The organism is Pseudomonas endophytica, from assembly GCF_001411475.1.
Taxonomy (GTDB): domain Bacteria; phylum Pseudomonadota; class Gammaproteobacteria; order Pseudomonadales; family Pseudomonadaceae; genus Aquipseudomonas; species Aquipseudomonas endophytica.
In genome coordinates, this window is the sequence record NZ_LLWH01000057.1 from 29,205 (window position 1) to 42,545 (window position 13,341).

Below are 13,341 nucleotides of genomic sequence, written 5' to 3' on the forward strand. Positions count from 1 at the left end.
ATCCGGAACATTCTGCTTAGCGCTTAGCCAAGTCCCTTTCCTTTATTGAGACTTTGATATGTTTAAGCAATTGCTCAAACCTGCGCGCACCCGCGTGGTGTTCTTGCTGTCTTGCCTGGCAGCGTCCATCGCCTGTGCTGGCGATAAAACAACTTACCCCGATGCTGCTGCCAGTGACCCCAAGACCATGGGCTGGATGGTCGGTGCGCCTCCACCGCCTGATCGTATTGTGCGGTTTGCCGATGGTAGTTATTTCAAGTTTCCGGCCATGCGCTGGAGTGTTTCCAACTTCCGTCAACTGATGCCTACCACCAATGTGCCCCGTGGGTTAGGGGCGCCTGTGCCATTGGCGCGGGCGTTGCGCAGCGATATTGATGCACTGACGTTTACTGTGCTCGGAGCACATAAAACGATGACGTGGGAGCAATCGCTGGCGGCTAATTACACCGACGGCATTGTGGTGCTGCACCGCGGCAAAATTGTGTATGAGCGTTATTTCGGTGTCTTGAGCCCTGAAGGTCAGCACGGCGCCATGTCGATGACTAAATCGGTGGTAGGCACAATGGGCGCCATGTTGGTGGCTAATGGCACCTTGGATGCTAATAAAAAAGTGGCTGATTACGTGCCTGAGCTGGCCAAGTCAGCCTTTGGCAACGCGACGTTGCGCCAAGTACTGGACATGACCACCGGGCTTAAATATAGCGAAGACTATGCCGACCCTAGCGCTGAAGTCTGGAAGCATGCGCAGGCGGGCAATCCACTGCCAAAACCCAAGGACTACACCGGGCCACAAAGCTACATGGAGTACTTGCAGACCGTTGAACCTGAGGGGGAACACGGTAAAGCCTTCGCTTATAAAACGGTGAATACCGATGTAATAGGTTGGGTGATCGCGCGGGCTACCGGGAAGAATGTGGCGCAACTATTGTCGGAAAAAATCTGGCAACGCCTGGGTGCCGAGCAGGATGCATACTTCAGCGTCGACTCTATCGGTACCCCGTTTGCAGGGGGAGGATTGAATACCGGGCTACGGGATATGGCACGGTTTGGCGAGATGATCCGTAATAACGGCCAGTATCTGGGCCAGCAAATTGTGCCTAAGTCAGTGGTTGATGATATTCGCGCGGGTGGCGATAAAGTCGCGTTTGCCAAGGCCGGTTATGACCTTCTCAAAGGCGGCAGCTATCGCGATATGTGGTGGGTGACGCACAACGAGGATGGTGCATTCATGGCGCGGGGTGTTTATGGTCAGCGGACCTACATCGATCCCAAGGCCGAGATGGTGATCGTGCGATATGCCTCCAACCCGATTGCCAGCAATTCGGCAAATGACCCGGTGACCATCCCGGCATTTGAGGCGTTGGCCAAGCTGCTGATAGCGCACCCTCAATAAGTCTGCGCAACTGCCGCTCATCCACTGCCGGCTTAGCTTCAACGTCTGTAACGCAGGAGCGTTGTTGAGTCGCTCCTGCCCTGCTCAGCAACGCGGCACCGTTGTTAGTGTTGGCGGCGGGAGTCATCAGCGCTTAGTTGTCAGCTCACCGTGCTGACAGTTTGTGTTAATCGGCTACCCTATAGTTTCGATGTCTGAATTGAAGGAGGACTCACTGATGCTCGCGCAACTGCCACCGGCTTTACAGAAACTTCAACTGCCGTTACGCCTTAAGCTCTGGGATGGGAACCAGTTCGATCTAGGGCCTGAGCCCAGCGTCACGATTGTGGTCAAGGATCCGCAACTCGTCGCTGAGTTTACTCACCCCAGCCTTGACCTTCTTGGTAGCGCTTTTGTTGAAGGAAAACTTGAACTTGAGGGCTCCGTCAAAGAAGTGATTCGTGTGTGTGATGAGTTGAGCCAAGCTCTGGTGGTGGATGACGAAACTCGTCCTACGCGCATTCACCATGACAAAGCCATCGACGCGGCGTCTATTTCCTATCATTACGACCTGTCCAACGAGTTTTACCAGCTCTGGCTTGACCGCGACATGGCCTATTCTTGTGGCTATTTTGAGACTGGCGAAGAAACTCTCGATGAAGCCCAGCAAGCCAAATTTCGCCTGCTGTGTCGCAAGCTACGCCTAAAGCCGGGTGAGTACCTACTGGACGTTGGCTGTGGTTGGGGCGGGCTGGCGCGTTTCGCCGCGCGTGAGTTTGGGGTCAAGGTATTTGGAATTACCTTGAGTAAAGAGCAATTGGCGCTGGGTCGTGAACGGGTGAAGGCCGAAGGTCTACAAGACAAGGTCGACCTGCAATTGCTCGATTACCGCGATCTGCCACAAGACGGGCGCTTCGACAAAATTGTCAGCGTCGGTATGTTTGAACATGTGGGGCACGCCAACCTGCGTGAATACTGCGAGATTCTTTCTAAAGCGGTACGCGAAGGCGGCTTGGTGATGAACCACGGTATTACCGCCAAGCACACCGACGGGCGTCCAGTGGGGCGTGGAGCCGGGGATTTTATCGACCGCTATGTGTTCCCGAATGGCGAGTTGCCGCACCTCTCAATGATTACCGCTGAGATCAGTGAGGCGGGACTGGAAGTAGTCGATGTCGAAAGCTTGCGTCTGCATTACGCGCGCACGCTGGAGCATTGGAGCCAGCGTCTAGAAAACAACTTGGCGGCAGCAACCAAGATGGTCCCTGAGAAAACATTGCGTATCTGGCGTCTTTATTTGGCGGGTTGTGCTTACGCTTTTACTCACGGTTGGATCAACATTGATCAAATATTGGCGACTAAACCGCATGCCGATGGCTCAATTGAATTGCCACCGACCCGTGCAGATATTTACCGCTAAGTTGTCTTTTTGAGCGTTATTAAAAAACCGTGTCGTCTTAACGCCACGGTTTTTTTTATGGGTTTTAGAGGATAGGGGAAACCAGTCGAGCTACACGCATGCCCAGTTGCTGCAAGCGATGGGTCGACTGAATCTCTTCACTGGTGATTTCATGACCCAGCGCAAAGTCATCTAAAAGCATATGTTCCACTTCAGTCGCGAACGCTTGATCGACCGTCAACAACATGACTTCGAAGTTAAGGCGGAACGAGCGGTTATCCATGTTGGCGCTGCCAATAGCGCTGATCTCGTTGTCTACCAGTACTGCTTTCTGATGAATAAAGCCGGGTTGATAACGGAAGACACGCACGCCCGCCCGCACCGCTTCGAAGGCATAGAGGCTTGAGGCGGCGAACACAATCTTATGGTCTGGACGCGAAGGTATCAGGATGCGCACATCGACCCCGCGTAACACGGCGAGTCGCAAGGCTGAGAACACCGCTTCGTCGGGCACAAAGTAAGGTGATGTAATCCACACGCGTTCATTGGCCGCGTGGATGGCTTCGACGAAAAACAGCGAGCAGGTTTCGTACGGATCGGCCGGGCCGCTGGCCATGAACTGGCAGAGCATGCCGCTCTCGGGGTAGCTCTTGGGAAGGATCAACGGCGGTAACTGCCGGGATGCCCAGTACCAATCCTCAGCGAATGATTCCTGCAAACAGGCAACGACCGGGCCGCTGACTTCGACGTGGGTGTCGCGCCACGGCGCGAGCGGAGGTTTTTCTCCCAAGTACTCATCGCCCACGTTATGCCCGCCGACAAAACCAAGTACGCCATCCACCACCACTACTTTTCGGTGGTTACGGAAGTTGACTTGGAAGCGGCTGATCCAGCTACCGCGTGTGGCAAAGGCATAGGTTTGAACACCACCAGCGCGCAGTGTCTCACTGTAACTTTTAGGCAAGGCGTGGCTGCCAATGCTGTCATACAGCACATACACCTGGACGCCTTGGGCGGCTTTTTCCAACAGCAGTGCTTGCAGCTGCTTACCGATTTTGTCGTCGTGAATGATAAAGAACTGAACCAGCACCACCTTTTCGGCCGCGCGAATGGCCTTAAAGATAGCGTCGAAAGTAGCCGTGCCATTGATCAATAAACGCACACTGTTGTTCGCCAAGCACGGCATCCGACCCAGCCGGGGCATCGCGCGTAGCGAGGTATAAGCTTTGGAGTTGCGTGCGGTGAGTGCTTCTTCAACCCAAGGGCGCCAGTTTAAATCTGAGATGGCTTCGCGCATTTCCTGATTGGCTTCACGGCGTGCCTTGATGTAATCGTCGAAGGTACTGCGGCCAAAAATCAGATAGGGGATGAGTGTGACGTAAGGAATGAAGAACAGTGACATTGCCCAAGCAATGGCTCCTTGAGCTGTTCTGACGGTTAATATCGCGTGCACCGCAGCAATCAAGCCTAAGCTGTGGAGCAATAAAATCAGATAACCAATAACGTGCGGGCCTAAGTAATCCATGCGTATCCTTACTCCTCAATGTCCAACGCTCAGTACAACAGACCGTGTTCTGCTGCGAATGTCCTAATGGGTTTCGAGTGCAACACTCGCTTTCATTTGACGTCTAACGCGGACAATTCCATAGGAGTGACTCAATGAATGTTCGTCTGCTAGGGGTGTTTCTAACGTGTGGTTTGTCTATCCCAGTGGCCCAAGCTCAAGTGCTGCAACCGGGTCTTTGGGAGGTGACAACGACTAATATGCAGGTAGACGGCCAGCAACTGCCAGACCTTCAGGTAATGTTAGGCCAGTTTCAAAATATGATGACCCCACAAATGAAAACCCAACTGGAAAGCCAAGGCATTACGTTGGGTGGCCAGGGTATTCGTGTGTGCCTTACACCCGAGCAGGTGCAGTCGGATGATATTCCGCTGGCCGATCCTAAATCAGGGTGCAATCAGCAGATCACTGAGCGTAGTGGAAATCAGTGGAAGTTTCGCTTTAGTTGTCCAAATGCTCAGGGGGCGGGCGTGGCGACATTTGCCAGTGATCGAGAGTTCACCACAGCCGTGCTTGGTTCATTCAATGCAACGGGCGTTCAGCAAAAAGGCAGTATGGACACGCGTGCTGTTTGGTTGGGGCAGAACTGTGGGGCCGTTAAGCCCCGATCGTAATATGAGTTGCCGCGCAGCGTGTTCCACGTGGAGCGCGGCAATCTCATCGACTTAGCGCGCTCCCCACTGCCAGTGACTTTCTGCAACCGCATCATGGCTGTGCAAACTTTCAGCGTGGATGACCTTCACCCTAAAACCTCTCACCTCCTGCACCCTCTTTAGCGCCCTATTTAAGCGGCGTGCTGCGTCTTCGCAAAACATCAAATTCTGCCCATTGGCTAATGCGAAGGCTTGCTCGTCTGCGCGTTTCACCGCGGTCTGCACGGCTGTGCCCAAAGCCCGCTCCGCCTCATCAATGATCAATTCGATCGGCAATGAAGGTGCATCGTTACTCAGCACCGTCTGCAAGCTCGCAGTGCTTCGTTGGCTGTGGGGCGTCGCAACTATGCCTTGAGAACTGCCCAACCACGTCAACACCTCATCGTGCTTTAGCGGCTTATTGGCAAAGTCACTCACGAATTGCTGCTGAATAAGTTGCCGAGCTAAGGCGGCCGAACAAGGGCAGGTGGACGAATAGTTAACCTCTATTTTTAGTTCCACGTGGAACATTCCGTTTTTCAGGGATGCATTGATGCTCACCGGGTAGGTCTTCCAGCCGCTCAATGGGCTGACCAGTGCCGGCCGTTTTAGCAACACTTGGGTATGAATACTCAGATAAGCACAGAGCGATAAGTCATCGTGACTGTCTAGAAACTGCTGCAAAATTTTTTTCAAAAGTAGCGGGTTCAGGTCCTGTGACTCCAGCTTTTCGAGCGCCAAATATAGTCGTGACATATGAATGCCTCGTGCTTCTGCGTCGTCCAGGCTGACACCTGCGTCGGCTGTTGCAGTGAGTCTTTGACCTTGGATCACAATCGGAAGAGCAATGCCGCACATGCCGACCCATTCCAGTGGAATAGCATGTCGGGCATTTTGCGCAGCGATGTCGGGGAGGGATAGAGCATTCATAAGGATCTTCCATCGAGGGAGCAGGCTGGTGTTACAAGATAACAAAATGATGGATTGTATTGTTATAATGTATCATTGTTGGCAGGCCCAAACAGGGCAGCCAACAAGCGGGCGCTTTGACCTGCCAACCCGGATGAGGAACTTCTATGCGTAAACGTCTACCAGTGACCGTGTTATCTGGTTTTCTCGGTGCAGGGAAAAGCACCCTGCTGAATTACATTTTGCGTAACCGTGATGATTTGCGCGTGGCGGTAATCGTCAACGACATGAGTGAGATCAACATTGACGGTGGCGAGGTTCAGCGGGACGTCAGTTTGAATCGTGCTGAAGAAAAATTGGTGGAAATGAGCAACGGCTGCATTTGCTGCACGTTGCGCGAAGACTTACTGGAAGAAGTGAGCAAGCTGGCCAATGATGGCCGCTTTGATTATTTATTGATCGAATCAACGGGGATTTCAGAGCCGTTACCCGTGGCAGAAACCTTCACCTTTCGCGATGATTCTGGCCAAAGTTTGGCCGATATCGCTCGCCTAGACACGATGGTTACAGTGGTTGATGGTGTTAATTTCTTACAGGACTACCAAGCAGCAGAAAGTCTGTCTTCGCGGGGGGAGACGTTGGGTGAGGACGATGAGCGCTCAATCACCGATTTGCTGATTGAGCAAATTGAGTTTGCTGACGTTATTTTGATCAGCAAAATTGACCTCATTAGCAGCGTTGAACGGCAGGAGTTAATCGCCATTCTTGAGCGTTTGAATGCTCAGGCCGAAATCATCCCCATGGTGATGGGCGAGGTGCCTCTGGGCAAAATTCTCCATACAGGCCGTTTTGACTTTGAACGGGCGGCCCAAGCGCCGGGTTGGCTGCAAGCATTGCGCGGTGGGCACGTCCCCGAAACCGAAGAGTACGGTATTGCTTCTACGGCCTATCGAGCGCGTCGCCCATTCCATCCCGAGCGTTTTTATAACTTCGTTGACCGCCCTTGGACCAACGGTAAATTACTGCGCTCCAAGGGTTTTTTCTGGTTGGCCAGCAAGTATCAAGAAGCAGGCAGTTGGTCGCAGGCGGGTGGCTTAATGCGTTATGGCTTCGCCGGGCGTTGGTGGCGTTTTGTACCCCGTGATCAATGGCCGCAAGACGCAGAAACCAAGGCTGAAATTCTTAAAAAATGGCTGCCAGACACCGCAGATTGCCGTCAAGAACTGGTGTTTATCGGCCAGCACATCGACTTTGCTCTGCTTTCAGCTGAACTTGATGCTTGCTTGCTCACTGACCAAGAAATGGCTTTAGGCGCAGAGGGTTGGCAGCAACTGAATGATCCTTTCGGCGACTGGTATGAAGAGGTGGCGGCATGAGTCAGCTTGCGCGCACGGCACTGCCGTTGGTGGGTCATATCTGTGGGCAAGCGCCGCAAGTCATGGCCCGGATAGTGGGTGATGACGTCAATTTGGTCATTTGGCAGCGACAACTACCGGTGCACATCAGCCATTTTGCGGCGTTATTGCTCTCGCTCGGCGAGCCGTTGGCCGAATCGTTGGTGCTTGAGCTGGCCGATGAAGCCGCTCAACCCAACCTCAACGGTTTGGCTTCACGGTTCAACGATCTAGATGGCTATGAGGGCTTTATTGCTGATATTTCGTGGTTGGTTAGCGCTTATGCGTGCTTACTCGGTGCGAAACGCGTTGGACTGCGTCTCAGAGCCTTAGAGAAGGCTATGTGCCCGCGGTTTCATGTCGATCACGTGCCTGTAAGACTTATTACTACTTATGCAGGGCAAGGAAGTCAGTGGTTGAAGGAAGGCGTAATGGAGCGTCGCCAATTAGGCCAAGAGCATGCAGAGCCTACAAATCCTTCTTACATTGATCAGATCAAGGCCGGTGAGGTGGCGTTGCTCAAGGGCGAGAAATGGCAAGGCAACGAAGGTGCGGGGTTGATTCATCGTTCTCCTGCCTTGGCAGAGGGGGAACGACGACTGATTTTGACCCTGGATTGGTTAGCCTGAGGCATATTGCGTCTCTCGATCAAAACAGAAGCTGGCGATGATGTTGCAGAACATTCCTACCCATGTAATTGCCGGGCCTTTAGGCGCCGGCAAAACCAGTCTGATTCAGCACCTGATGACACAAAAGCCCGATCACGAACGTTGGGCCGTACTGGTCAATGAGTTTGGTCAAATCGGGCTAGATGCGGCGCTGATGAGTGCAAGTGGGAGCGCCATCGCCATTGCTGAGGTGGCAGGAGGGTGTGTGTGTTGCGTCAACGGAGCGCCTTTTCAGATCGGTTTGAGCCGGTTGCTGCGCAAGGCCCGACCCGATCGTTTATTTATCGAGCCTTCGGGTTTGGGGCACCCTGCGCAAATAATAAAACAACTCAGTGAAGCCCCTTGGCTGGGGGTTTTGGCGTTGCAGCCCTGCGTTATGGTGCTCGATGCACATGCCTTGGCTCAGGGCAGAACGCTGCCCGAAACCCAGCAAATAGCCTTGGAAAGTGCCGGTTTACTGGTCATGAATAAATCTAATAGTGTGCCAAATGAGCAACGTGAGCAGATTGCATACGGCCTTCCAAAGTGCCCGATTTTATGGGTTGAGCAGGGCCAAATCCCTTTAAAAGCGCTGCCTTCAGCCGATATGAATAATATTCATCCTGTGGATAACTCTTTGATTTATAAGGATTTTAATGAAATACACAGTCTTTTTAGCGACCCGTCTAAGCCAATCCAAATGGCTCAACTCCGGCCAGAAGGCTGGAGCGTCGGTTGGCGTTGGCATGCCTCGCGGCAATTTGATCTGAGTCGGCTGCAGCAGTGGTTAAACACCCTGAATTGGCAGCGCGCCAAGCTGGTTGTCAGTACGGCAGAGGGCTGGTTCTCGAGTAATTCTGTGGATAACTCTTTGGAGCACTGGAAATTCAGTGAGTGGCGCCAAGATTCGCGCATTGAACTGATCTTTGCTCATCAGCAAGACCTGAGCTCACTCCGCGCTGGGCTGGAGAGCTGCTTAATGAAGGGCGTTTTTAGGGGGGCAGAATGAGGGAAGTGCTCTTGTAAGGCTGTATTTACAGTGGTTTTGTACTGGTAAAATTGTCCTACAATTAAAGCTGTTCGTAGGAAATATTCCTAGTGTGATCCCTTGCGAAGGCTCTATATCAAGGGTTTTAGAGGAGTTATCCACAGCTCAATAGAGGCTAAGAACCCCGATAACTCTGCTCGTCAGTGGCGAGTCTTGCTGTGTTCCTGCCGCCATTGGCTGAGTTCAATCACCTGAGCGCTGTGTACAACGTCTGGTTGGGCTTGCGCCTCGGGTTTGACCGGGTAGGGCGGTAAGTCGATTTTGGCGCTGTGGGCTCCAAATTGAGTGATGGTGCCGGTATGACGTTGATCACCGGTGACGGTGAATTCGAAGTTATACACACGGGCCAAGCGCTTGTGACCGTTGGCATCAGCGATGAAGCCGATTTTTTTAAGCGCCACATTGTCATCCAGTAACTCAATGTCGAGTTTTCGGCAGTGTTGCTTGACCCGGCCTAGCGCACGCTCACGCAGCCCGTGGTTATGCCACAGCCAAGCGGCGCCGGTTGCCAACAGCATCAGCACAAACATATTTCCCAGGGTCAGCATTCGGTGTGCTCCAACAAATTAGGTTCAGCTTAACTGTGTCTTCAGCCTGTCGTACAGGTTGTGTTTAGCCGCATACTGCGTGCCTTGAATCCACTTGCAGTCTGGAATCCGGCATGAAACGTACACCTCACTTACTCGCCATCCAATCCCACGTGGTTTTCGGCCATGCCGGCAACAGCGCAGCCGTGTTTCCTATGCAGCGTGTCGGGGTAAATGTTTGGCCGTTGAACACGGTGCAGTTCTCCAACCACACTCAGTATGGTCAGTGGGCGGGAGAAGTGTTGGCTCCTGAGCAAATTCCTGCGCTGGTTGAGGGGATAGCGGCGATTGGCGAGTTGGGTCATTGCGATGCCGTACTGTCCGGCTACTTAGGCAGTGCCGCCCAAGGGCGGGCGATTCTGCGGGGTGTGGCGCGCATTAAGGCCACCAACCCGAACGCGCTTTATCTCTGTGACCCGGTCATGGGGCATCCAGAGAAGGGTTGTATCGTGCCGCAAGAGGTCAGTGATTTTCTGCTCGACGAAGCGGCAGCCGTCGCTGATTTCTTGTGCCCTAACCAGTTGGAGCTGGACAGCTTTTGTGGCCGCCAGCCGCAATCGCTCTTAGATTGCCTAGCGATGGCGCGCAGCCTGTTGGCGCGTGGTCCAAAAGCTGTGTTGGTGAAGCATTTGTCTTATCCGGGTAAGCCAGCAGAGAGTTTTGAAATGCTGCTGGTGACCGGCAACGGCAACTGGCACCTGCGTCGGCCATTGTTGGCCTTCCCGCGTCAGCCTGTGGGCGTGGGCGATCTGACGTCTGGATTGTTCCTAGCACGTGTGCTGCTCGGTGACAGCCTGGTGGCGGCGTTTGAGTTCACGGCATCAGCGGTGCATGAAGTACTGCTCGAAACCCAAGCTTGCAGCAGCTATGAGTTGCAGTTGGTGCGTGCACAAGATCGTATTGCTCACCCGCGAGTGCGCTTTGAGGCTGTGCCTATCAATATGTGAGCTGGTTACCCCTGAATACCCTGTAGGAACAGCCGAAGGCTGCGATCTTTTTTTAAAATCAAAAGATCGCGAGCAAGCTCGCTCCTACAGGATCAGATATCTAGGCGGGGGTATTTTTACAGCGTTTCGTCTTTCAATTCGCGATAGCGTTGTTCCAGTTCCTGACGGATTAAGCGACGTTGCTTACCCTGAACAAAACGACGCTTATCTTCACTGCTCTGCGGCTGCAGAGGCGGCACAGCGGCTGGTTTACGATCGTCATCTACCGCGACCATGGTGAAGAAGCAACTATTACTGTGGCGCACTGACCGCTCACGAATATTTTCGGTGACCACTTTGATACCGACTTCCATCGAGGTATTGCCGGTGTAGTTGACCGACGCAAGAAAGGTCACCAGTTCGCCGACATGCACCGGCTCACGAAAAATTACTTGGTCTACCGACAACGTGACCACATAACGCCCTGCATAGCGGCTAGCGCAGGCATAAGCGACTTCGTCGAGGTACTTGAGTAGGGTTCCACCGTGAACATTGCCAGAAAAGTTGGCCATGTCCGGGGTCATCAAGACCGTCATCGACAATTGGGAGTTTCCGGGTTCCATAGCATCAGGCTCGTGGTTGTGTGGCAGCGTTGGAATGATGAGTATCTCTGCGGATACCTTGTGATTTTTTGAAACAGTTAATAACGGGACGCTGCTGTTTTGGCTGTCGTCACGCCCTGTCGTATCTGTTTCCATATATTGCACTGGCTTTTAGCCAGAAGTCGCGGTGCTAGCGTGTAAAAGTCCGTTGTGCGGACAATCCTATATTTATATCAATCGAGATGCGCAGCTTACCAAGCTGGGTTTGTCGTTTTGTTGCTGGGCAAAAATTTTCTAAGGAGCGTCACGCCATGCATGCCATCAGCTTTATCCAGGATTTGGCAGTCATCATGTTGGTCGCAGGCGTGGTGACTATTCTGTTCCACCGGTTCAAGCAGCCGGTGGTATTGGGTTACATCGTGGCTGGTTTCATTATCGGCCCGCACACCCCGCCTTTTGGCTTGATTCACGATGAAGAAACCATCAAAACCTTAGCCGAACTTGGGGTTATTTTTTTGATGTTTTGCTTGGGGCTGGAATTTAGCCTGCGCAAATTGTTTAAGGTCGGAGCTACAGCGTTTATCGCAGCGTTCATGGAAATTACGCTGATGATCTGGATCGGTTACGAAATCGGTCGTTGGTTCGACTGGAGTACCATGGACTCGCTGTTTTTGGGCGCGATTTTGGCGATCTCCTCGACCACAATCATCGTTAAAGCGCTTAACGATCTGAAGATGAAAAACGAGCGATTTGCTCAGCTGATTTTTGGCGTGCTGATTGTTGAGGACATTTTGGGCATTGGGATCATTGCCTTGCTGTCGAGTATTGCCGTCAGCGGCAGTGTCAGCCCCGAAGAGGTTTTTTCGACGGTCGGCAAGCTGTCACTGTTTATGATCGTGGCGCTGGTGATAGGCATTTTGTTGGTGCCGAGAGTGCTGGCCTATGTTGCTCGGTTCGAGAGCAACGAAATGCTACTGATTACCGTGCTGGGGCTGTGTTTCGGCTTTTGCCTGCTGGTGGTCAGGCTGGAATACAGCATGGTACTGGGAGCCTTCTTGATCGGTGCGATCATGGCCGAGTCGCGTCAGCTACTGAAAATCGAACGCTTGATAGAGCCTGTACGTGATCTGTTCAGCGCCATCTTTTTTGTCGCCATCGGGCTGATGCTCGACCCTGTGATTTTGTTGGAATATGCGCTACCGATCGTGGTGATCACCATCGCCGTGGTGCTGGGCAAGATGCTGTCCTGTGGGCTTGGCGCATTTATCGCAGGTAATGACGGACGAACCTCTCTGCGGGTTGGGATGGGGCTTTCGCAGATTGGAGAGTTCTCATTCATCATTGCGGCGCTGGGCATGACCTTACAGGTCACCAGCAGCTTCCTGTACCCCGTAGCGGTCGCTGTATCGGTTCTGACTACCTTGATGACGCCTTACCTGATTCGGGCCGCAGATCCGCTCTCGCTCAAGCTAGCGCACGTTGTGCCAAAGCGTGTTTCTCGGGTTTTTGGGTTGTATGGCGAATGGTTGCGCAGCATTCAGCCGCAAGGTGAGGGCGCCTTACTCGCCGCAATGATCCGTAAAATATTGCTACAGGTGGGCGTTAACTTGGCTTTGGTTATCGCTATCTTCTTTGCGGGCGGCTATTTCGCCCCGCGGATCGCGAGTTATCTACAGGGCTGGATTCTAGAGCCAGGCTGGCAAAAAGCGATGATTTGGGGCTTTGCTTTGTTGCTGTCGCTGCCATTCTTAATCGCGGCCTATCGCAAGCTTAAAGCGCTGTCGATGTTGCTGGCGGAAATGGGCGTTAAGCCGGAAATGGCTGGCAGGCACACCCAGCGCGTTCGTCGGGTGATCGCCGAAGTAATTCCGATTTTGTCGTTGTTGATGATTTTTCTGCTGCTGTCGGCTCTGTCAGCGAGCATATTGCCCACCAATGAGTTGCTAATCGTGATTGCGGTGGTGGCGGCGGGGGTTGCAGCGGTGTTGTGGCGTTGGTTTGTGCGCATTCATACGCGTATGCAGGTCGCGTTACTGGAGACGCTGGATAACCACAAGGAGGGCGGGCACTAACCTGAGTTGCTGCGACAGCAACCGGCGCTGCTGTTGCTTCCTGTAGGAGCAGCCGGTCGACGCTCGATTGCTCGCGATCTTTTGAGCATTAAAAAACAAAAGATCGCAGCCTACGGCAGCTCCTACAGTCCATCTTTGTGATCTTTTTTGTGTCGTCACTTGGATGCACCGATGCTGGCGCGCATTTAG

The 13,341-nt window shown here is 53.0% G+C and carries 12 protein-coding genes; 8 read left to right on the forward strand and 4 right to left on the reverse strand.

Translation table 11 applies throughout. From position 1 onward, the window contains the following. Window positions 1–58 precede the first annotated feature (58 nt). Together AQS70_RS05610 and cfaB are read left to right on the forward strand one after the other, a co-directional pair. Window positions 59–1,393, forward strand: a complete 1,335-nt coding sequence (locus AQS70_RS05610; protein WP_055101919.1) for a serine hydrolase domain-containing protein — start codon at window positions 59–61, stop codon at window positions 1,391–1,393. 217 nt (window positions 1,394–1,610) lie between these two features. Beyond that, the gene (gene cfaB / locus AQS70_RS05615; protein ID WP_055101920.1) at window positions 1,611–2,792 is read left to right on the forward strand and encodes a C17 cyclopropane fatty acid synthase CfaB; all 1,182 of its coding nucleotides are present in this window, start codon (window positions 1,611–1,613) and stop codon (window positions 2,790–2,792) included. A gap of 64 nt (window positions 2,793–2,856) precedes the next feature. Here cfaB and cls read toward each other — a convergent pair whose 3' ends face one another. After that, a complete protein-coding gene (cls, locus tag AQS70_RS05620) occupies window positions 2,857–4,296 on the reverse strand; it encodes a cardiolipin synthase (protein WP_055101921.1) in 1,440 nt (479 codons plus the stop codon). Window positions 4,297–4,430: 134 nt separating this feature from the next. Here cls and AQS70_RS05625 point away from each other — a divergent pair, with 134 nt between their 5' ends. After that, a complete protein-coding gene (locus AQS70_RS05625) occupies window positions 4,431–4,949 on the forward strand; it encodes a DUF3617 domain-containing protein (RefSeq protein WP_055101922.1) in 519 nt (172 codons plus the stop codon). A gap of 51 nt (window positions 4,950–5,000) precedes the next feature. Here the strand turns inward: AQS70_RS05625 and folE2 are convergent, their stop codons facing one another. Continuing rightward, window positions 5,001–5,897, reverse strand: coding sequence for a GTP cyclohydrolase FolE2 (folE2, locus tag AQS70_RS05630; RefSeq protein WP_055101923.1), 897 nt, complete (start codon window positions 5,895–5,897; stop codon window positions 5,001–5,003). Window positions 5,898–6,043: 146 nt separating this feature from the next. Here folE2 and zigA point away from each other — a divergent pair, with 146 nt between their 5' ends. The 3 genes from zigA to AQS70_RS05645 are packed head-to-tail and all read left to right on the forward strand — an operon-like array spanning window position 6,044 to window position 8,926. Beyond that, window positions 6,044–7,252 carry a zinc metallochaperone GTPase ZigA gene (gene zigA / locus AQS70_RS05635; RefSeq protein WP_055101924.1) on the forward strand — a complete coding sequence of 403 codons (1,209 nt, stop codon included), beginning with the start codon at window positions 6,044–6,046 and terminating at the stop codon, window positions 7,250–7,252. After that, a complete protein-coding gene (locus tag AQS70_RS05640; RefSeq protein WP_055101925.1) occupies window positions 7,249–7,899 on the forward strand; it encodes a DUF1826 domain-containing protein in 651 nt (216 codons plus the stop codon). The genes zigA and AQS70_RS05640 overlap by 4 nt, the downstream gene beginning before the upstream one ends. A gap of 40 nt (window positions 7,900–7,939) precedes the next feature. Beyond that, complete coding sequence (locus AQS70_RS05645) at window positions 7,940–8,926, forward strand: CobW family GTP-binding protein (RefSeq protein ID WP_055101942.1); 987 nt, start codon at window positions 7,940–7,942, stop codon at window positions 8,924–8,926. Window positions 8,927–9,105: 179 nt separating this feature from the next. Here the strand turns inward: AQS70_RS05645 and AQS70_RS05650 are convergent, their stop codons facing one another. Beyond that, the gene (locus AQS70_RS05650; protein ID WP_055101926.1) at window positions 9,106–9,513 is read right to left on the reverse strand and encodes a DUF3301 domain-containing protein; all 408 of its coding nucleotides are present in this window, start codon (window positions 9,511–9,513) and stop codon (window positions 9,106–9,108) included. Between the two features lie 113 nt (window positions 9,514–9,626). Here AQS70_RS05650 and pdxY point away from each other — a divergent pair, with 113 nt between their 5' ends. Continuing rightward, window positions 9,627–10,499 (forward strand): pyridoxal kinase PdxY, encoded by an 873-nt coding sequence (gene pdxY / locus AQS70_RS05655; RefSeq protein WP_055101927.1) that lies wholly within the window; start codon window positions 9,627–9,629, stop codon window positions 10,497–10,499. A gap of 116 nt (window positions 10,500–10,615) precedes the next feature. Here the strand turns inward: pdxY and AQS70_RS05660 are convergent, their stop codons facing one another. Further along, on the reverse strand, window positions 10,616–11,101 hold the full coding sequence (locus tag AQS70_RS05660) for an acyl-CoA thioesterase (RefSeq protein ID WP_055101943.1): 486 nt from the start codon (window positions 11,099–11,101) through the stop codon (window positions 10,616–10,618). Window positions 11,102–11,391: 290 nt separating this feature from the next. Between AQS70_RS05660 and AQS70_RS05665 the strand changes: the two genes are divergently transcribed. Further along, window positions 11,392–13,152 (forward strand): cation:proton antiporter, encoded by a 1,761-nt coding sequence (locus tag AQS70_RS05665; protein ID WP_055101928.1) that lies wholly within the window; start codon window positions 11,392–11,394, stop codon window positions 13,150–13,152. Window positions 13,153–13,341: the final 189 nt, after the last annotated feature.